This is a genomic window from Kitasatospora sp. NPDC056181, assembly GCF_042266225.1.
Classification (GTDB): Bacteria; Actinomycetota; Actinomycetes; order Streptomycetales; family Streptomycetaceae; genus Kitasatospora.
The window spans coordinates 41502-61283 of the sequence record NZ_JBHJUK010000011.1 but is presented as its reverse complement, the minus strand read 5'-3'; the positions used below and the strand labels follow the sequence as shown (position 1 = coordinate 61283).

General features: G+C 74.0%; 19 protein-coding genes. 14 read left to right on the top strand and 5 right to left on the bottom strand.

Annotated elements, in window-relative coordinates:
• Positions 1-61 precede the first annotated feature (61 nt).
• The 12 genes from ACFC1F_RS07450 (at position 62) to ACFC1F_RS07395 (ending at position 12386) form a co-directional block, all read left to right on the top strand.
• Complete coding sequence (locus ACFC1F_RS07450; protein ID WP_376156348.1) at positions 62-1330, top strand: ATP-grasp domain-containing protein; 1269 nt, start codon at positions 62-64, stop codon at positions 1328-1330.
• Positions 1327-2604, top strand: a complete 1278-nt coding sequence (locus ACFC1F_RS07445) for an ATP-grasp domain-containing protein (protein ID WP_376156347.1) — start codon at positions 1327-1329, stop codon at positions 2602-2604. Before ACFC1F_RS07450 ends, ACFC1F_RS07445 begins: the two co-directional genes overlap by 4 nt.
• Positions 2592-3854, top strand: coding sequence for a hypothetical protein (locus tag ACFC1F_RS07440; RefSeq protein WP_376156345.1), 1263 nt, complete (start codon positions 2592-2594; stop codon positions 3852-3854). Before ACFC1F_RS07445 ends, ACFC1F_RS07440 begins: the two co-directional genes overlap by 13 nt.
• A gap of 109 nt (positions 3855-3963) precedes the next feature.
• Complete coding sequence (locus ACFC1F_RS07435; protein ID WP_245205439.1) at positions 3964-4635, top strand: aspartyl/asparaginyl beta-hydroxylase domain-containing protein; 672 nt, start codon at positions 3964-3966, stop codon at positions 4633-4635.
• Positions 4636-4812: 177 nt separating this feature from the next.
• Complete coding sequence (locus ACFC1F_RS07430; RefSeq protein ID WP_376156343.1) at positions 4813-6525, top strand: class I adenylate-forming enzyme family protein; 1713 nt, start codon at positions 4813-4815, stop codon at positions 6523-6525.
• A gap of 56 nt (positions 6526-6581) precedes the next feature.
• Complete coding sequence (locus ACFC1F_RS07425; protein WP_376156341.1) at positions 6582-6905, top strand: phosphopantetheine-binding protein; 324 nt, start codon at positions 6582-6584, stop codon at positions 6903-6905.
• 30 nt (positions 6906-6935) lie between these two features.
• Positions 6936-7700, top strand: coding sequence for a 3-oxoacyl-ACP reductase family protein (locus tag ACFC1F_RS07420; protein WP_376156340.1), 765 nt, complete (start codon positions 6936-6938; stop codon positions 7698-7700).
• Positions 7697-8269 carry a hypothetical protein gene (locus ACFC1F_RS07415; protein ID WP_376156338.1) on the top strand — a complete coding sequence of 191 codons (573 nt, stop codon included), beginning with the start codon at positions 7697-7699 and terminating at the stop codon, positions 8267-8269. Before ACFC1F_RS07420 ends, ACFC1F_RS07415 begins: the two co-directional genes overlap by 4 nt.
• Positions 8266-9069 carry an SDR family NAD(P)-dependent oxidoreductase gene (locus ACFC1F_RS07410; RefSeq protein ID WP_376156336.1) on the top strand — a complete coding sequence of 268 codons (804 nt, stop codon included), beginning with the start codon at positions 8266-8268 and terminating at the stop codon, positions 9067-9069. The genes ACFC1F_RS07415 and ACFC1F_RS07410 overlap by 4 nt, the downstream gene beginning before the upstream one ends.
• Before the next feature lie 22 nt (positions 9070-9091).
• On the top strand, positions 9092-10375 hold the full coding sequence (locus ACFC1F_RS07405; protein WP_376156334.1) for a beta-ketoacyl synthase N-terminal-like domain-containing protein: 1284 nt from the start codon (positions 9092-9094) through the stop codon (positions 10373-10375).
• 1 nt (position 10376) lies between these two features.
• A complete protein-coding gene (locus ACFC1F_RS07400) occupies positions 10377-11696 on the top strand; it encodes a beta-ketoacyl-[acyl-carrier-protein] synthase family protein (RefSeq protein ID WP_376156333.1) in 1320 nt (439 codons plus the stop codon).
• Positions 11697-11702: 6 nt separating this feature from the next.
• Positions 11703-12386, top strand: coding sequence for an alpha/beta hydrolase (locus ACFC1F_RS07395; RefSeq protein WP_209414747.1), 684 nt, complete (start codon positions 11703-11705; stop codon positions 12384-12386).
• A gap of 41 nt (positions 12387-12427) precedes the next feature.
• Here ACFC1F_RS07395 and ACFC1F_RS07390 read toward each other — a convergent pair whose 3' ends face one another.
• Genes ACFC1F_RS07390 through ACFC1F_RS07370 form a run of 5 tightly spaced genes read right to left on the bottom strand, consistent with a single transcriptional unit; the run spans position 12428 to position 18270 of the window.
• Positions 12428-13207: a 3-oxoacyl-ACP reductase gene (locus tag ACFC1F_RS07390; protein ID WP_209414750.1), complete on the bottom strand. Its 780-nt coding sequence runs from the start codon at positions 13205-13207 to the stop codon at positions 12428-12430.
• A 5-nt stretch (positions 13208-13212) separates the two neighbouring features.
• On the bottom strand, positions 13213-14586 hold the full coding sequence (locus ACFC1F_RS07385; RefSeq protein WP_376156331.1) for an aldehyde dehydrogenase family protein: 1374 nt from the start codon (positions 14584-14586) through the stop codon (positions 13213-13215).
• Positions 14583-15311, bottom strand: a complete 729-nt coding sequence (locus tag ACFC1F_RS07380) for a gamma-glutamyl-gamma-aminobutyrate hydrolase family protein (protein WP_376156329.1) — start codon at positions 15309-15311, stop codon at positions 14583-14585. The genes ACFC1F_RS07385 and ACFC1F_RS07380 overlap by 4 nt, the downstream gene beginning before the upstream one ends.
• Positions 15308-16666 carry a glutamine synthetase family protein gene (locus ACFC1F_RS07375; protein WP_376156327.1) on the bottom strand — a complete coding sequence of 453 codons (1359 nt, stop codon included), beginning with the start codon at positions 16664-16666 and terminating at the stop codon, positions 15308-15310. The genes ACFC1F_RS07380 and ACFC1F_RS07375 overlap by 4 nt, the downstream gene beginning before the upstream one ends.
• Positions 16663-18270, bottom strand: coding sequence for an amino acid permease (locus ACFC1F_RS07370; RefSeq protein ID WP_376156325.1), 1608 nt, complete (start codon positions 18268-18270; stop codon positions 16663-16665). The genes ACFC1F_RS07375 and ACFC1F_RS07370 overlap by 4 nt, the downstream gene beginning before the upstream one ends.
• A gap of 211 nt (positions 18271-18481) precedes the next feature.
• On the opposite strand from ACFC1F_RS07370, the gene ACFC1F_RS07365 reads away from it, so the two are divergent.
• Complete coding sequence (locus ACFC1F_RS07365) at positions 18482-19231, top strand: FadR/GntR family transcriptional regulator (RefSeq protein WP_376156324.1); 750 nt, start codon at positions 18482-18484, stop codon at positions 19229-19231.
• Between the two features lie 67 nt (positions 19232-19298).
• On the top strand, positions 19299-19658 hold the full coding sequence (locus ACFC1F_RS07360) for a zinc ribbon domain-containing protein YjdM (RefSeq protein WP_376156322.1): 360 nt from the start codon (positions 19299-19301) through the stop codon (positions 19656-19658).
• Positions 19659-19782 lie beyond the last annotated feature (124 nt).

The window sequence follows — 19782 nt, the reverse complement described above, 5'->3', positions numbered from 1 at the left end:
AGGTTCAGCCGCCGGGACACGCACGATCGGACCAACAGCGCGAAGAGCACGAGGAGTTCCGTTGTCACGCAGCAAACCGGTGGTGGTGCTGGTCGATGCCTACACCTCGGGGAAGTACCTGCCCCCCGAGTTCGCGGCACAGGGCGCCGAGGCCGTGCACGTGCAGAGCACGCCCGAGTTCATGCCCTCGATGCCGGCCCCCGACCTCGGCCCCTACCTGGCCAACATCGTCCACGAGGACGTGGACACGACCGTCGAACTGCTCGCGAAGTACGAGCCGGTGTACGTCATGGCGGGCCAGGAACCCGGCGTGACGCTCGCCGACACCCTCTCCGAACGGCTCGGCGTGCCGACCAACGGGACCCTCCGCTCCGAGGCGCGGCGGGACAAGTACCGGATGATCGAGACGCTGCGGGCGGCCGGGCTGCACTGCGCCGAGCAGTTCAAGAGCGGCGACGTGCAGGAGCTCGTCGACTGGGCGGAGCGCGCCGCGGACTACCCCGTGGTGGTGAAGCCGCTCAAGTCCGCCGCCGGCGACTCGGTGTTCGTCTGCGCCGACGCCGACGAGGTGCGGGCCGCCGCCCGGGCCGTGCTCTCCTCCGACACGATCTACTGCGAGACCAACCGCGAGGCGCTGGTCCAGTCGTACCTGCGCGGCCCGGAGTACGTGGTCGACATGGTGTCGTCCGGCGGCCGGCGGTACGTCTGCGGCGTGTGGATGTACCACAAGCGGCTCCTGCCGAGCGGGCGCAACATCTACGACCGCGAGCACCTGCTGGACGCGGCGGAGGACCCGGCGCCGGCGCTGGTCGCGTACGTGGACCGGGCGCTGACCGCGCTGGGCGTGGAGCACGGCCCGACGCACGCGGAGGTCATCCTCACGCCGCAGGGCCCCGCCCTGGTGGAGGTCGGCTCCCGGATCGCCGGGAACATGCACCCGGGGTTCCACGACGCGTGCGCCGGCGGCAACCAGGCGACCCTGACCGCGCTCGCCGCGCTCGACCCCGGCCGCTTCCTCGCCGAGTACGCGGGCCGCTCCTACACCAAGCGCGGCGAGGCCGTCTGCTCCACCACCTCCACCACCCTGTCCGGCGTCGTCGAGGGCGCCGACGAACGCGTGGTGGCCGAACTCTTCGGCCTGGACACGGTGTTCGGCCTCAATCTGAAGATCGAACCGGGCGGGCGGATACGGCCGACGGTCGACCTCTACACCAGCACGATGAGGATCTTCCTGCACGGCGGCACCATGGACGCCGTGCAGCGCGACCACCGGCGCATCGAAGAGCTCAAGGACCGTGTGTACCGGATCCGTCCCGACGAGGGTGAGTGAGTCCATTGACCAGTGTCGTAGTTGCCATCGTCCCGGGCGCGGCCGTCAGGCCGGCCGAGATAGCCGCGGCCGCGCAGGCCTGCGGGCACACCCCGGTCTTCGTGGCCCTGCCCGGCGCCCTGGGCGGACCGGAGCACGCCGAGTGCGCGGCCCTCGGCCCCGTGCTCGCCTGTGATCCCGACGCCGTCGGCGCGACGGTCGAGGAGCTGCGGCGCCACCGCCCGGCGGGCGTCACGACGTTCAGCGAGGCCATGGTCCCGCTCGTCTCCGCGATCGGCGACGGCCTGGACCTGTCCTTCCACGACCCGGCCACCGTCACCCTGCTCACCGACAAGTGGGCGCAGCGGCGGCGGCTGGCCGAGGCCGGGGTGGACGCCGTGCGGTGCACGGTGGTCACGGACCGGGCCGGGCTGCTGGCCGAACTGCGCGCCCAGGACGGACCGGTGGTGGTGAAGCCGGTGCGCAGCCAGGGCAGCCGCGACACCTGGTTCGTGCCCGTGCCCGACGCCCTGCCGGCCGGCCTGCTGCCGACGCCCGACCGCCCGTTCGTGGTCGAGGAGTTCCTGCAGGGCCGGGGCGAGGGCGACTTCGCGGACTACGTGTCCGTCGAGGGGCTGGTCGAGGACGGCCGGGTGCAGACCCTCGGGATCAGCGGCAAGCTGCCGATGATCACCCCGTTCCGCGAGGTGGGCGCGTTCTTCCCCTCGCACCTGCCGCCCGCGGAGCTGGACGCGATCGCCGGACTCGCCGCGGACGCGGTGCGGGCCCTGGACGTGCGGCGCGGTCACGTCCACAGCGAGGTCAAGCTCACCCCCGACGGCCCGCGGCTGATCGAGGTCAACGGCCGGATCGGCGGGTACAAGAGCGAGCTGTACGGCCGCGTCACCGGGGCGGACTGGCTCGCCCTCGGCATCGCCGTGGCCTGCGGGCAGCCGGTCGGGACGGTGGCTCCGGCGCGCTCGGACACCGTCGAGTTCCAGTTCTTCAACAACCCGCCGCTGGAGGGCGGGGTGCTGCGCCGGGTCGAGGGCGTGGACGCGGTCCTGCGGGAGCCGGGGGTCGTCGACTACCTCGCCCGGTTCCCGGTGGGCAGCGTGCTGAAGCCGGAGGGCGGCACGCTCTGGATGGACCTGCTGCGCGGCAGCGCGCCCGACCACGCGGGCATGCTGAAGACCATCGACCAGTGCCTGGCGCAGATGAGGTTCCACATCGAGGCGCCGGACGGTGCCACCCGGGTGTGGCAGGCGGGCCGGGGCGGGCTGTGCGCCGTCTAGGGAGCGCCCTGACCGCCCTCGCCGGCGCGCGGCCCCCGGCGGGGACCGGCGGGCTGCTGGCCGCCACCCTGGTGCTCTCCGTCGGCAAGGGGACGTTCCTCGCCACGGTGATGGTCTACCTGCTGAAGACGGCCGGGCTGGGGACGCTGGCCGCGTCGACGGCGCTGTCCCTGTGGGGCGCGGCGTCGGTGGCGGTGGCGTTCCCGGTCGGGGCGCTGATCGACCGGGGCCGGGGCCGGGAGACCGGGGCCGTCTCGGCCCTCGTCACGGCCGTCCTGGTGCCGCTCACCGGCCAGGTGCACACCCCGTGGCTGCTGATGCTGGTGCTCTGCGCGGCCGGGGGCTTCGACAGCGCCGGGAACGTGGTGCGCCGGGGCCTGATCGCGGGTGCGGCCGGCAGCGGGGTGGCGGGGCTCGCCTGGGCCCGCACCATCACCAACATCGGTTTCGCCCTGGGGGCGCTGGTGTCGGTCCGGCTGCTGTCGGCCAACTCCGCTTCCGGGTACGCCCTGGCCTACGGAGTGATCGGCGGGGTGTACGTGCTGATGGCGGTCTGCTTCCTGCTGACGCCGCTCGGCGCGCGGCCGCGGAAGGCGGCGGCCCCGGCCGCGGACGCGGCGGACGCGGCGGGGGCGGGCCGGCCCCGCGACCGGCGCAGCGGCCGGCTGCTGGCCCTGTCCACGGCCATCCTCACCGTGCACACCACCCTGCTGACCACCGTGCTGCCGCTGTGGATCACCCAGCACACCGAGGTCCCGGTGTCCGCGATGGGCTGGCTCTTCATGATCAACACCCTGATCACGATCGGCGGCCAGATCTCGGTGAGCCGGCTCGCCGCGACCACCGAGGGGGCGCTGCGGTGCTTCCGCGGCTCGGCCTTCTGGACGGCGGCGTGCTGCGTGCTGCTGGGCCTGGTCGGCCACGTGCCGACGACGCTCCAGGTGGGCTTCCTGGTCGCCGCGACGGTCGCGCTGACCGCGGGTGAACTCCTGGAGGCCGCCGGCGAGTGGGGGCTCTCCGCCACCCTCGCCACCGAGGGCGAGCACGGCTTCTACCAGAGCGCCTGCGTGGTCGGCGAGGCCACCCAGAGCGCCATCGGCCCGCTGCTCGTCGGCACCCTGCTCACCGCGCTGCCGGTGGCCGGCTGGGTGCTGCTGATGGGCGGGATCGGCACCGGCCGGTACGTCGCGGGCCGCGTCCTGCCGAACACCGCCCGCGCCGGCGAGGTGCGGCCGGCGCCCTCGCTCTGAACCGGGCCGTCCCTTCGGCGTCCCGGGGCACCGGGAGGCCGGCGCACCAACCACCCACAACAACCGGGAGCAACGTGTGAAAGGTTCACCGAGCGTCAACCATCCGCGGATGCGGGCCCTCACCAACTGGGTCTTCCTGCGCGCCTCCGGCGGCGAGAACCGGCCGCGGATCATCCCCTCGCGCACCGCGTTCCCCGCGGTGCGGAAGCTGGAGGCGGTGTTCCCGACCCTCCAGGCCGAGGTCGACGAGCTGCTGAAGAACCGGAACATCCCGAAGTACGGCACCTTCGACCCGGTCCGGGCCGCCCAGGTGTCGGAGGACTGGAAGCTCTACTACGCGTACATGTTCGGCCGGCCCAACGAGCTGGCCCGCACGGAGATCCCGTCGCTGCTGGCGTTCGCGGAGTCCACGCCGAACGTGATCAACGCGTTCGTCTCCATCCTCGACCCCGGGGTCAGACTGCCGCCGCACCGGGACCCGTACGCGGGGATCCTCCGCTACCACCTCGGCCTGCGGATCCCGAAGGACAACCCGCCCCGGATCCGCCTGGACCGGGACTACTACACCTGGAAGGAGGGCGAGGGCACCGTCCTCGACGTCTCCCTCGAACACGAGGTGATCAACGAGAGCGAGGAGCCCCGGATCATCGTGATCGTCGACTTCCGGCGGCCGATGGGCGTCTTCGCCGACCTGCTGAACCGGTACTGCCTCTGGCTGAAGCGCAAGTGGGCGCCGCAGTTCGTGGAGGCCGCCAAGTACGACGTCATGCACGCGGTCTGACCCGTCCCCGGGTGCGGCGGGCCGGGACGGGACGGTCCTCGGCCGGCCCGGCCGTCGCACCCGGCGGCGTACCACCCGCGGCCTGCGCGCCGCCCGCCGCCCTGCCCCGGCCGCCGCGCCCGGGGCGCACCCCGACCACGCCCTTCCCCCGTTCCGCCGACGCGAAGTGAGGCCCGGATGACCAGCGACACCGCCCCGGCCGGGGCCCCCGTGCCGGCCGACGCCGGCGAGCCCGTCGACGGCGGGTACGTCCGGCGGCTGCTGGAGGTGTTCGACGCCGCGCCGGAGCGGGTCGCCGTCCGTTGGAGCGGCGGCGACGTCACGGCGGCGGAACTCGCCCGGTCGGTCCGGTCGGCGGCGCGGGTCATGGTCCGCCACGGGGTGTGCGCGGGCGGCGCGGCCCGCCCCGGACCGGGCGGGCGGCCGGTGGTCGGCGTGCTGACGGTCACCAACAGCCCGGCCAACCTCGTCCTGCGGTACGCGGCCAACCTGGTCGGCGCCACCGCGCTCCACCTGCACACGGCCAACGCGGTGGACCCGCGGAGCCGGTTCACCGACGACGACCTGCTGGAGCCGCTCTCCCGCTCCGACGTGGCACTGCTGGCCGTGGACCCCGACCACGCCGGCACCGCGCGCCGGCTGTGCCGCCGGCTCCCCGCTCCCCCGCTGCTCGCCGCCCACGGCGGCGGCCCGGGCCTGCTCGACCTGGCCGACGCCGACGCCGACGCCGTCGGCGCTGGCACGGGAACGGGCGCAGACGCGGGAACGGGCACAGGCACGGGCACGGGAACGGGCACGGGCACGGGCGCCGGGCCGCTGGACGAGGGACTCGCCGTGGGGCTGGCCGAGGAGGCCGGCATCGTGACCTACACCAGCGGCTCCACGGGCCGCCCCAAGGGCGTGGCCTCCGCCTTCCGGCTGCGCGGCCTGGCCGTCGCCGCCGGCCTGGCCTCGGAGATCCGGTCGGTCTGCCTGGTCACCCTGCCGCTCAGCCACATGTCCGGGGTGATGGCCGACGGCGCCCTGGCCTCCGGCGGCACCGTGCTCCTGCACCAGGGGTTCGAGCCGGGCGAGGTGCTGCGGGCGGTGGAGGCCCACCGGGTCACCCGGATGACCATCAGCCCGCCCCAGCTGTACCGGCTGCTCGACCACCCGGACGTCGGCACGACCGACCTGTCCAGCCTCAGGGTCGTCACCTACCTCGGCTGTCCGGCGTCGCCGGAACGGCTGGAGCGGGCGGTCCGGGTGTTCGGGCCGGTCCTGCAACAGACCTACGGCACCAGCGAGGCGGGGACGGTCACCCGGCTCTCCCCGGAGGAGCACCTCGTGCCGGAGCTGCTGTCCACCGTCGGGCGGCCCACGGTCGCCCGGATCGCCGTCCTCGGCCCCGACGGCCGGCCCGTGCCGGCCGGGGAGGCGGGCGAGATCTGCGTCCGGTCGCCGCACGCGATGCTCGGCTACTGGGCCGACCCCGCGCTGACCGCGCGGGTCGTCCGCGACGGCTGGCTGCACACCGGCGACCTCGGCCGGTTCGACGACCGCGGCTATCTGCACGTCCACGGCCGGATCGCCGACGTGATCAAGACCAACGGCATCCGGATCCACCCCGAGGCCGTGGAGCGGGCCCTCCTCGGCCACCCCGGCGTCGCGCAGGCCGCGGTCTTCGGCATCGTCGCCGAGGACCGCACCGAGCGGGCCCGGGCCGCCGTCGTGCCGCACCCCGGCGCCCGGCTCACCGCCGACGAGCTGGCCCGGCACCTGCGGGCGGAGCTCACCCCGGAGCACGTGCCGGCCGTCATCACCTTCCACCCCGAACTCCCGCTCGGCCCCACCGGGAAGCCCGACCGGGCGGCCCTGCGGGCCCCGGGAGCGGCCACACCCTCCCGCTAGCGCCCGGCCGGTCACCACGACCGCGCGCCACACCCCCACCAGAACCGGAGATTGTCATGACCACTTCCAACGCCCCCGCTTCCACCCCCGCTTCCAACTCCCCCGCCTCCGATGCGCCCGCTTCCGGCGACGACCGTTTCGCCGGCCTCGCCGCACTCGTCGTCGAGGTCAAGCCCGGCCTCGGCGACCTCACCCTCACCCCCGAGCAGTCCCTCGTCGACGACCTCGGCCTCGACTCCCTGGACCTCCTCCAGCTCGCCCGGAAGATCAACCGCAAGCTGGGCGGCGACTTCGACCTCGACGCCTGGAACGAGCAGGCCGACACCCACCGCCGCTCCCTCGGCTCGGTGCTCGCCGCCATCGAGCCCGCCGCCGTCTGAGCCCGCGACACCGACCCGGAAGGAACGAAGATGACCGAGCACCACAGGGTCGCCATCGTCACCGGCGGCTCGCGGGGCATCGGACGCGCCGTCGCCCTGCGCCTCGCGCGCGACGGCCACACCGTCCACCTGGTGTACCGGGAGGCGGCCGACGAGGCCGCCGAGGCGGTCGAGGAGATCACGGCCGCCGGCGGCCGGGCCCGGGCCCACCGGGCCGACGTCGCGGACGAGGCCGCCGTCGACGCCCTGGTCGACGACGTCGCCGAGCAGGACGGCGGCATCCACGTCCTGGTCAACAACGCCGCCGTGATCGACGACCGGCTGCTGCTCGGCACCCGGACCGCCGGCTGGGAGCGCGTCCTGCGCACCAACCTCACCGGCCCGTTCCTCACCAGCCGGGCGGTCCTGCCCGTCATGCTGGACCAGGGCTGGGGGCGGATCGTCAACATCTCGTCGAACTCGGTGCGGATCCCCGGCCCCGGGCAGACCGCCTACGCCGCGTCCAAGGGCGGCCTGGAGGCGTTCACCCGCGCCCTGGCCGCGGAGGTCGGCCACAAGGGCGTCCGGGTCAACACCGTGGCGCCCGGCAAGGTCCGCACCGACATGACGACCGCCGTCGCCGACCTGCTCGGCGGCGACGGCGCGGGGACCCGCTGGGGCGTCCCCGAGGACATCAGCGGCATCGTCGGCTTCCTCGCCGGCGACGAGGCCGACTACATCCAGGGGCAGACCATCACCGTCGACGGCGGACGCCTCGTCATGCGCGACCGGGCCGGCCGGGGCCGGGCCTCGTGAACGGGAAGACCACGAACGGGGAGCCCCTGAAGGAGGACCCCCCGACCAGGGAGACCCTGAAGTACTGGGAGGACCTCGTCGACGCGCCCGTCCGGAGGTTCGGTCCGCTCGTCGTCGGGACCGGGCTGATGGACCACCTGCTCGACCTCATGGGCGAGAAGCACCCGATCCACGACGACGCCGGGTTCGCGCGGACGCTGGACCGGCAGGAGCGGATCGTCCCCGGCGGCTTCATCCACTCGGTGACCTCCGGCTGGACCGTCCAGCACGGTGCACCGGTGGCCGTCATCGGCATGCGCCGGCTCGCCTGGGACTTCCTGCGGCCGCTCTACCCGGACCAGCCCTTCTGGTTCACCACCGAGACCGAGCGCTCCGCCGAGATCGACGCCAGGCGCGGCACGATCGACTCCGTCCGCCGGGTCTTCGACGAGCAGGGGCGCACCCACGCCATCGGACGGATGAGCCTGGTCGTCCTGCGCCGCGCCGCGGCGCCCGGGAGCACCGCCGCGGACCCGCCCGGGAGCACCACCGACTCCGACTCCGACTCCGCCGAGAGGAACACCCGATGAGCACCGAGATCAAGCCGCTTCAGGGAAAGGTCGCCCTGGTCACCGGCGGCTCGCGCGGGATCGGCGCCGGCATCACGCGCAAGCTGGCCGCCTGGGGCGCCACCGTCTGCGTCAACTACGTGGACCGGGCCAAGCCCGCCCGCGAGCTGGCCGCCGAACTCGCCGACCAGGGAAGCAAGGTGACGCTCCACCAGGCCGACCTCGCCGACCCGGAGGCGATCGAGGGACTGATCCGCGAGATCGGGGAGCAGCACGGGGACCTGCACGTCCTGGTCGCCAACGCGGCGGCCACCAAGTTCACCCGCCTGGAGGACGCCACCCTCGGCCAGTGGCAGTTCGTCCAGGACACCAACGCCCGCTCCACCTGGCTGCTCGCCAAGCACGCCGTCCCGCTGATGCGGGACCGCCCCGGCGCCCGGTTCATCACCATCACCAACTCCACCACCACCCGTATCGTCCCGGGGGCCGGCCTGTTCGGGGCCGCCAAGGCCGCCCTGGAGTCCCTGACCGAGTACCTCTCCTACGAGCTGGCGCCCTACGGCATCGTCGCGAACTGCGTGCGCCCCGGGCTCGTCCAGACCGGTGTCTTCAAGGTCCGGCCCGACCTCAACCGGGGCGTGGCGCACGAGCAGTCGGTCACACCGTGGGCGGGCGACCGGATGACCACCCCGGAGAACAGCGCCGACGTCGTCGCCATGCTCTGCCTGGACGAGGCCGCCTGGATCGCCGGCCAGACCATCACCGTGGACGGCGGCTACCGGCTCTGGGGCCACAGCCTCGGCGACCACCAGAGCCTCTGACGGCCGGAAGGACGGCACAGCCATGTCCGACATCGACATCGACATCACCGGCACCGGCCTCCTCACCTCCGCCGGTGCCGGCGTCCACCGCGCCTGGGAGGCGCTGGAGTCCGGCACGCCCGGCTTCGGCGACGGCGCCGGCCTGCCGTGGCCGGTCGCCGCGGTGGACCCGCGCCACGCGCCCTGGCCCGACGGCGCCCGCTGGCAGAACATCCGCAAGTACGCCGGCCCGGGCGCGCACTGGGGCCTCGCCGCCGCCAGCGCGGCGCTGGCGCGGGCCGGCTGGGAGGACGGCGCACCGGCCGGCGACCAGGCGGGCGACCAGGCCGGCGACCAGGCCGGCCGCCCGGACCCCACCCGCGGCGGCACCGTCGTGGCCGTCAGCAGCAACGGCTCCGACGAACTCGCCGACATCCTGCCGCGCCTCGCCGTCCTCGCCCAGCACGACGAGCGCCCGATCGCCGAGCTGCTCTACGACGAGGTGCCCGACTACGCCTACATCCGGAGCATCCCGTCCCAGCTCGGCCAGTTCGTCGCACTCGCCTCCGGGTTCGAGGGCTCGAACCTGTCCGTCTACGGCGAGACCGGCGCCGGCGGGCTCGGCGCGCTGGCCCTGGCCGTCCGGCTGATCCGGAGCGGCGAGCTCGACCGCGTCCTGGTCGTGGGCGTCAGCCCGCCGCTGCCGCTGACCACCGCCGTGGCCTTCGACCGGGAGGAGCGCTTCGGCCGCGAGGCCGGCCCCGGGCGCGGCCCCTTCGACCTCGACCGGGCCGGCACCCTCGTCGGCCAGGCCGCGGCGGCCCTGCTGATCGAGAATACCGCCGCGGCCCGCGCCCGGGGCGCCGCCCCCCTGGCCCGGCTCGCCGCCTGCGAGACGCTCTGCGCCGCCGACCGGGCGTCCGCCACCGCGGCCGTGGTCGACGAGGTGCTCGCCCGCGCCGGACGCCCGGCGGACCTCTGGTGGGCGCACGGGTGCGGCTCCGTCGCGATGGACCTCGCCGAGTGCGAGGCCGTCGCCCCCCGCCTGGGCGCGGCGGTGCCGGCCACGTCCAGCAAGGGAACCGTCGGCAACGCCCTGGAGTGCTCCGCACTCGTCGACGCGGTGCTCGCCGTGGAGGCGCTGCGCCGCGGCCGGCTCCCCGCCGTCGGCCTGCTGGAGAAGCCCGACCCCGCGCTCGGGGCCGTGGACTTCGTCGTCGGCGGACCGCGCGAGGTGCCGGGCGCGGCCGCCGCCCTGGTCACCGCGCTCGGCCACGGCCGGGACGCGGCGACGGCGGGTGCCGCCGTGATCGTGAAGGGAAGCTGACGTGGACAGTCGCATCGTCATCACCGGGATGGGCGTGGTCACCCCCATCGGCGCGACCGTGGAGTCCTTCTGGGAGGCCAACCTGGCCGGCCGGTCGGGACTCGTGGCCGAGGACCGGATCGACGTGTCGGGCCTGCCGTGCGGGTGGGTGTCCGGCGTGATCCCGGAGGAGGTCAAGGCGCAGGTGCGGGAGGGCTGGGGCGCGCCGGGCCGGTCGTGGAGCGACACGATCATGCACTGCGCGGTCGACCAGGCGCTCACCGACGCCGGGGTCGGCGGGCCGCTGGCCCGGCCGGCCGGGCTGGTCTGGTCGCGGGTCTGGCCGGGGCCGAGCGGCTCCGACCCGCGCGACTACGAGGTCCACCTGCGGGAGGTGGCCGCCTGCCGGACCGCCGTCGGGGACGATCCGGCCGCCGTGGCCGCCTACCTCCGCGAGCGGCCGCTGCCGCCGGAGCCCACCGACGTGTCGGCGTTCCCGCGCGAGGTCTCGCGGCGGCTGGGCGTTCCGCTGGTCACCACCCGCCTGGAGGCCACCTGCTCGGGCGGGCTGCGGGCGATCGCCGAGGCCGCCAGGCTGCTGCGGTCGGGCCGGGTGGACGTCGCCGTGGTCACCGCCGCGGTCTCGCGCAGCACCCCGTACGTGCTGTCGCAGTACAACCAGCTGATGGCGCTGTCCCGGTGGAAGGGCGACCCGGCGCAGGCGTCGATGCCCTTCGACCGGCGGCGCTCCGGGATGGTCATCAACGAGTCCGCCGGGGCGCTGGTTCTGGAGACCGCCGAGCACGCCGCCCGGCGCGGGGCCGGCGGGGCGCACGCGGTCGTGGGCGGCTGGGGCCTGGCCGTGGACACCGCGCACATCACCGCTCCGCAGGTCGGGTCGGTGGAGCGGGTGATCCGGACCGCCCTGGAGCGCTCGGGCACCGACCCCGCCGGGATCGACACCGTCAACGCGCACGGCACGTCGACCAGGCTCAACGACCTCACCGAGGCCCGCGCCCTGCACCGGGTCTTCGGCGGGCGGATGGCCGAGCTCGACGTCTGCGCCGTCAAGTCGCTGACCGGGCACGGCTCCGCGGCCTCCGGCATCGTCGAGTCGGTGGTCGCCGCGCTGACGCTCTGCCGGGGTGTCGTCCCGCCGGTGGTGACCTGCGCCGAGCCGGACCCGGAGTGCGCGGTGCGGACCAACGCGGCACCGGTGGAGCGGCCGGTTCGCACGGTCCTGAAGAACTCGTTCGGCTTCGGCGGCCAGTACGCGTCCATGGTCTTCCGCCGGCCGGACGATCCGCGCGCACCCCGCCCCGCCGCGGCGGCCCGGGGCTGAGCGACCGTGCTGGACGTCGTCGAGCTCACCCTCGGACAGCAGCCGGCCGGTGCGGACGGGCCGCCGGTGAGCGTGATCTGGCTGCACGGCATGGGCCAGGACCCGTCCGCCCTGATGCCGACCGCCCGGCTGCTCGGCCCGCCCGGGCCGGCCCCGCGCGGGCTGTTCCCGCGGGCGCCGGAGCAGCCGGGCGGGCTGGGCGGCGGCCGGGTGGTGCGCGCCTGGTTCCCGCAGAGCGTCTTCAGCCTCGACCGGATCGGCCTGCCCGACGTCCTCGCCATGGCCGAGCGCCTGCGCGAGGTGGTGGACGCCGAGACGGCCCGGACCGGCACGGGCCGGGTGCTGCTGGCGGGCTTCTCCCAGGGGGCGGTCATGGCCCTGGTCACCTGCCTGCTCCACCCCGCCCCGCTGGCCGGGCTCGCCCTCAGCGCCCCCTACCTGCCCGGCGGCCTCGCCGCCTGTCTGGCCGAACGCCGCACCCCGGCCAGCACGGCGACCCCGGTCTGGATCGCCCACGGCGCCGACGACTGGGTGATCCCGCCCTCCGCCGGCGCCCACGTCCGCGACACGCTCCTCGCCTGGGGCCATCCCGTGACCTGGCACCACCTCCCGGCCGGCCACACGCCCTTCCCCGCCCCGCCGGCCGCCCTCCTGCGCTTCCTGGCCGCCTGCCGGTCCGGTCGTGGCTGACCGGCCGGGGTCCGCGGGCCCCGGCCGGTCGGCGGGGACGGCTACTGGGGGGTGACGTAGGCGCCGGAGATGCCGCCGTCGACGAGGAAGGTGTTGGCGGTCATGAAGGACGAGTCGTCGGAGGCCAGGAAGGCGACCGCGGCGGCGATCTCCTCCGGCTCCGCGAAGCGGCCGAGCGGGATGTGGACGAGGCGGCGGGCGGCGCGCTCCGGGTCCTTGGCGAACAGCTCCTGGAGCAGCGGGGTGTTGACCGGGCCGGGGCAGAGGGCGTTGACGCGGACGCCCTCGCGGGCGAACTGCACGCCCAGCTCGCGGGACATCGCGAGGACGCCGCCCTTGGAGGCGCTGTAGGAGATCTGCGAGGTGGCGGCGCCCATCACGGCCACGAAGGAGGCCGTGTTGATGATGGAGCCCTTGCCCTGGCGCTGCATGTGCGGGATGGCGTACTTGCAGCAGAGGTAGACGCTGGTCAGGTTGACCTCCTGGACGCGCTTCCAGGCGTCCAGGCCGGTGGTGAGAATGGAGTCGTCGTCGGGCGGGGAGATGCCCGCGTTGTTGAAGGCGATGTCGAGCCGCCCGTACTCGTCCACGGCGCGCTGGAAGAGGGCCTCCACCGCCCGCTCGTCGGTGACGTCGGCCTCGATGAAGAGGCCGCCGACCTCGTTGGCGGCCTTGGCGCCCGTCTCCGGGTCGAGGTCGACGCAGACCACCTTGGCCCCCTCGGCGGCGAACCGCCTGGCGGTGGCCAGGCCGATGCCGCTGCCGGCGCCGGTGATGACGGCCACCCGGCCGGCCAGTCGCTCGTTCAGTCGCTCGGTCATGCTGATCACTCCTCCGTGGAGATGAAGACGTTCTTGGTCTGGGTGAAGGCGTCGAGGGCGTCCGGGCCGAGTTCACGGCCGAGGCCGGACTGCTTGAAGCCGCCGAACGGCGTCGAGTAGCGCACCGAGGAGTGCGAGTTGACGGAGAGGTTGCCGGCCTCGACCCCGCGGCAGACCCGCAGGGCGCGGCCGACGTCCCTGGTCCACACGGAGCCGGAGAGCCCGTACTCGGTGGCGTTGGCGATGCGCACGGCGTCCTGCTCGTCGCGGAACGGGACGACGGTGACGACCGGGCCGAAGATCTCCTCGGTGAACGCCTGGTCGTCGTGCCGCACGGGCGCCAGCACCGTCGGCGGGTACCAGAACCCGGGCCCGTCGGGGGCGCTGCCGCGGAAGGCGACCGCCGACCCGTCCGGCACGTAGGAGGCGACCCTGGCGCGGTGGGCGGCGGAGATCAGCGGGCCCATCTCGGTCTTCTCGTCGGCCGGGTCGCCGACCCGCACACCCCGGACGGCGGGCTCCAGCAGCGCCATGAACTCGTCGTACGCGGAGGCCTCGACGAGGATCCGGGAGCGGGCGCAGCAGTCCTGGCCGGCGTTGTCGAAGACGGCGTAGGGGGCGGTGGCGGCGGCCTTGGCGAGGTCGGCGTCGGCGAAGACGATGTTGGCGCTCTTGCCGCCGAGTTCGAGGGTGACCGGCTTCACCTGGGCGGCGCAGCCCGCCATGATCCCCTTGCCGACCCGGGTGGAGCCCGTGAACACCACCTTCCGCACGTCGGGGTGGCTGACGAAGCGCTGCCCGACCACCGGGCCGCGGCCGGGCAGGATCTGCAGCACGCCCTCGGGGAGGCCGGCCGCGAGGGCGAGTTCGCCGAGGCGCAGGGCGGTGAGCGGGGTGAGCTCGGCGGGCTTGACGATGACGGTGTTGCCGGCGGCGAGGGCGGGGGCCAGCGCCCACGCGGCGATCGGCATCGGGAAGTTCCACGGCACGATGACGCCGACGACGCCGAGCGGCTCCTGGAAGGTGACGTCGAGACCCCCGGCGACCGGGATCTGCCGTCCGAAGAGCCGTTCCGGGGCGGCGGCGTAGTACTCGATGACGTCGCGCGCGTTGCCGGCCTCCCAGCGGGCGTTGCCGATGGTGTGGCCGGCGTTGGCGACCTCCAGTGCGGCGAGGTGTTCGCGGTCCGCGTCGACGGCGGCGGCGAAGGCGCGCAGCAGGCGGGCGCGGTCGGCGGGGGTGACGCGGCGCCAGGTGTCGAAGGCGGCGCGGGCGCGGTCGACGGCGGCGTCGGTCTCGGCGAGGCCGGCCAGTGTGACGGTGGTGATCACCTCCTCGGTGGCGGGGTTGACGACCTCGAAGAGGTCCGGTTCGGTCATCGTGCGGTCTCCCTGTGGCTGGTGGTGGCGAGCGCGGCGGTGCTGAGCGCCTGGAAGAGGCGCAGGTCGTCGGGGTCGGTCTCGGGGTGCCACTGGACGCCCAGCGCGAACCGGCGGCCGGGCAGTTCGAGTGCCTCGACGGTGCCGTCGGCGCTGTGGGCGGTGGCGGTCAGCCCGGTGCCGAGCCGGGCGACGGCCTGGTGGTGGTAGCAGGAGACGTCGGCGGCGGGCCCGAGCACGGCGGCGATCCGGCTGCCGTCGAGGACGTCGACGCGGTGGCGGACGAACCCGGCCGGGACGATCTGGTGGCTGCGCTCGGGCAGGTGCTGGAGGAGCGTGCCGCCGAGGGCGACGTTGAGCAGCTGCATGCCGCGGCAGACGCCGAGCAGCGGCAGGTCGCGCTCCAGCGCGCCGAGCAGCAGGTCGTTCTCCCAGTCGTCGCGGGCCCGGTGCGGCGGGCCGGTGTGCGGGCCGGCGGCGGCCGCGTAGCGGGCCGGGTCGATGTCGGGGCCGCCGGCCAGGACCAGCCCGTCCAGGGCGTCGAGCAGGTGGCCGACGCCGCCGGGCTGCGGCGGCAGCAGGACGGGCGTGCCGCCGGCCCGGGCGACGGCGTCGACGTAGGTCTGCGGGACGAGCGAGGCGCGCTGGCGCCAGACGGCCCAGGCGGCCTCGTCCTGGTAGCTGGTGATGCCGATCAGGGGGCGCCGGCGGTGGTCGCGGTTCACAGCCGCTCGAATCCGCGGCGCCGCTCCCAGTCGGTCACCGCCCGGTCGTAGGCGGCGAGTTCGACCCGGCCGGCGTGGGCGTAGTGGCGGACGACGTCCTTGCCGAAGGCCGCACCGGCGGCTGCGCTGCTCTCGAAGGCGGTGACCGCGTCGCGCAGCGTGGCCGGCACCCGGGGGGCGTCGGAGGCGTAGGCGTTGCCGGTGAACTCCGGTTCGAGTTCGAGCTGTTGCTCGATGCCGTGCAGGCCGGCCGCGATCAGGGCGGCCACCGCGAGGTACGGGTTGACGTCGCCGCCGGGGACGCGGTTCTCGAAGCGCAGCGAGGGGCCGTGGCCGACCACCCGCAGGGCGCAGGTGCGGTTGTCCCGCCCCCAGGCGATCGCGGTGGGCGCGAAGCTGCCGGGAACGTAGCGCTTGTAGGAGTTGACGGTGGGGGCGAACAGCAGTGAGAAGTCGGCCAGGCAGGCGAGTTGGCCGGCCAGGAAGTGCTCCATGGTGCGGGAGAAGCCGTGCGGCCGGTCGCCGGCGAACACGGGGGTGCCCTGCTCGTCACGCAGGCTGAGGTGGATGTGGCAGGAGTTGCCCTCGCGTTCGTCGTACTTGGCCATGAAGGTGAGGCTGTAGCCCTCCTGGGCGGCGATCTCCTTGGCGCCGGTCTTGTAGACGGAGTGGTCGTCGCAGGTGGTGAGGGCGTCGGCGTACTTGAAGGCGATCTCGTGCTGGCCCAGGTTGCACTCGCCCTTGGCCGACTCGACGGTGAGGCCGGCGCCGGCCATCCCGTTGCGCAGCCGGCGCAGCAGGGGTTCGATCCGGCCGGTGCCGAGGACGGAGTAGTCCACGTTGTACTGGTTGGCCGGGGTGAGCCGGGTGTAGTCCTTGTCCCAGGCCTGCTCGTAGGTGTCGCGGAAGACGATGAACTCCAGCTCGGTGGCGGCGTGGGCCTGCCATCCGTATCCGGCCAGCCGGTCGAGCTGGCGGCGCAGGATCTGGCGCGGGGAGACGGCGACGGGCGTGCCGTCGTGGTGGGCGATGTCGCACTGGACCATGACGGTGGCGGGGTGCCAGGGCACCGCGCGCAGCGTGGCGAGGTCGGGGCGCAGGACGAGGTCGCCGTAGCCGCTCTCCCAGGAGGAGATGTCGTAGCCGTCCACGGTGTTCATGTCGACGTCGACGGCGAGCAGGTAGCCGCAGCCCTCGGCGGCGTTCGGGACGACGTCGGCCAGGAAGTACGGCGCGGCGACGCGTTTGCCCTGGAGGCGGCCCTGCATGTCGGTCATCGCGAGCACGACGGTGTCGACGGACCCGTCGGCCACGCGGGTGCGCAGTTCGTCGAGGGTGAGCCGGGGGCTGTTCAACGGATCTCCAGTGCGTCTTCGGCGTCCGGTGCGGCCGGGCCCTGCGGTGTCTCGTGGATGCGGGGGCCGGTGAACCAGTGGCGGGCGGAGGCGAGCCACCAGAGGCCGGCGAAGCCGACGACCACGGCGACGGCCACGGGCGTGTAGTTGAAGCTCTCTGCGGTGATCGGGTTGACGGTGGGGAGCATGAACAGGACGGTGATCACGGCCGTCCAGCCGACCGCGACGGTGCCGATCATCCGGCTCCAGCGGCCCAGGTGCCAGGGACCACGCGGGAAGGCCTCGCCCTGGCGCAGCCGCAGGTAGACCGGGATGACGTAGGAGATGTAGAGGCCGATCACCGAGATCGAGGTGACGGCGGTGTACGCGGTGGTGTTCCAGAGCGCGGGCAGGCCGAGCAGCAGGGCGCCGCCGGTCGCCAGCCAGACCGCGTTGGTGGGGGTCTGGGTGCGCGGGTCGATGCGGTGCCACAGGGCCGAGCCCGGCAGTGCGCCGTCCCGCGAGAAGGCGTAGATCATGCGGGAGTTGGCGGTGACGGAGGCCATGCCGCAGAAGAACTGGGCGCCGATGACGATCAGCAGGAGCAGTTCGGCGCCGTTGACGCCGATCGCGTCGATGAAGATCTGTGCGGGCGCCACGCCGGTGTCGCTGGCCAGCGCGCCGTCGTAGTCGCGGATGGCGAAGGTGATGCCCAGCAGCAGGATCCACCCGGCGACCAGGGAGACGGTGATGGCGTTGACGATGCCGCGCGGCCCGGAGCGGGCGGCGTCGTGGGTCTCCTCGGTCATGTGGGCGGAGGCGTCGTAGCCGGTGAGGGTGTACTGGGCCATGAGCAGGCCGAGCATGGCCACGTAGAGCTGGTTGTGGAAGCCGGTGTTGTTGACGAACTCGGTGAACACGAAGGAGGCGGAGGCGTGCTGGTCGGGCAGCAGGACGAGCGCGCCGACGATGACGGCGACGCCGACCAGGTGCCACCAGACGGACACGTTGTTGAGGAAGGCGACGAGGCGCACGCCGCGGGTGTTGAGCAGGCCGTGCAGGAGCAGGATGACGGCGAAGATCTCCACCGTGTGCGCGGGGCTCGCGGCGAAGCCGAACTGGAGGCTCAGGAAGGCGTTGGTGAAGAACGCGGCGCCGTAGTCGACGCCGGCGGTCACCGCGACCTGTCCCAGGAAGTTGAACCAGCCGGTGAACCAGCTCCAGGCGGGTCCGCTGCTGCGGGCCAGCTTGGCCGACCAGTAGTACAGGCCGCCCGCGGTCGGGTAGCTGGAGCAGATCTCGGCCATCGCCAGCCCGACGCAGAGCGTCAGCAGGCCGACCACCGGCCAGCCCCAGACGATCATCGCGGGGCCGCCGGCGTTCATCCCCGTCCCGTAGAGGGTGAGACAGCCGGACAGGATGGAGACGATGGAGAAGGAGACGGCGAAGTTGGAGAAGCCCGACATCGAACGGGCGAGCTCCTGGGTGTAGCCGAGCTCGCGCAGCCGCTGTTCGTCGGCGGAGAGCCCGTCGGCGGGGGAGGCGGTGTCGGCGGCGGTAACGGGGGGTGTGTCTGCCGGAAACACCGGCGGGGCAGGCTGGTCGGGTGAGCGTTCGTCGGTCATGGGCACCCCTGGGGGTTGAGGGTGTGCCGGCGGACGGGCGGCCACGGCGGTGTGGCACGCCTCCCCCGGCGGGTGAGACGGTCGGACGGCTCTTCAATGGCCTGGATTCAGACCATTGGGGTGGTGAGCAGCATCGTTCACCCCCCGCCCGGGCCGCGTCAAGGGTGGTGAGGGGGCGGGTCCGGGAGCCACTCATAGGTACGATTCCGGCGTGGACGTCGACGAGGTACGCGAACAAGCGCGCGTGGACTGGCAGGCCGGGGCGATCTTCCGGCCCGTACGGACCGGCAACGCCTTCGAGGAGACCGTCGAACGCCTCCTCCAGGCGATCAAACTGGGCGTCTTCGGCCACGGCGACCGGCTGCCCGCCGAACGCGACCTCGCCACCCGGCTCGGGGTCAGCCGCGAGACCCTGCGCGAGGCGCTCCGCACGCTCCAGCAGGCCGGCTGCGTCGAGTCCAGACGCGGCCGCTACGGCGGCACCTTCGTCACCTACCGGATGCCGCCGCCGGACGTCGCCGAGCTGCGCCGGGCCGCCCGCGACCTCGGCGGCGAACTGGAGGACGCGCTGACGTACCGTCTGGTGCTGGAGACCGGCGCCGCCGAGGCGGCCGCCCGGCGCACCCTCTCCGCCGACCAGCGCGCCTACCTGGAGAGCCGGCTCGCCGACCTGGAGGGCGCGCCCCCGGAGCAGTACCGGCAGCTGGACTCGCGCTTCCACCTGGCCGTCGGCGAGCTGACCGGCTCCCGCACCCTGGCCGCCGGCATCGCCGAGGCCCGGATGCGCCTGAACGACCTGCTCAACGCCATCCCGATGCTGGAGCGCAACATCGAGCACGCCGCCGACCAGCACCGCGCGATGGTCCGGGCGATCCTCGACGGCGACGGCGAGGCCGCCCGCCGCGCCACCGAGGAGCACCTCGCCGCGACCGCCGCACTGCTCCGGGGCTTCCTGGCCTGACGGGCGCGCTCCGCCCCCGGGCGACCACGGAGCGTGATATCCGCTGGTGGTCGGATACCCTGGCCAGGTGAGCGAGAACCTTCCCCCCTGCCCCCGGTGCTCCAGCGAGTACACCTACGAGATGAACGCACTCATGGTCTGCCCCGAGTGCGGCAACGAATGGGTGCCCGGCGCCGGCGGCGCCGAGGAGACCGGCGCCGCCGGCGAGCGGGTGGTCAAGGACTCGGTCGGCAACGTGCTGAGCGACGGCGACACCGTGACCGTCGTCAAGGCGCTCAAGGTCAAGGGCAGCCCCTCGGGCATCAAGGCGGGCACCAAGGTCCGCAACATCCGCCTGGTCGACGGCGTCGACGGCCACGACATCGACTGCAGGATCGAGGGCTTCGGCCCCATGCAGCTCAAGTCGAGCGTGGTCAAGAAGGCCTGAACCCCCCGCGAGGGCGCCCGCGTCGGGCGTCGGCGCAAGGCGCCCAACCCCCAATGTAAGGTCAACACAACCCGCCAAATGGAGTCGGTTATAAACAACAAAAGCTCGCCACCAACGCCCTAGT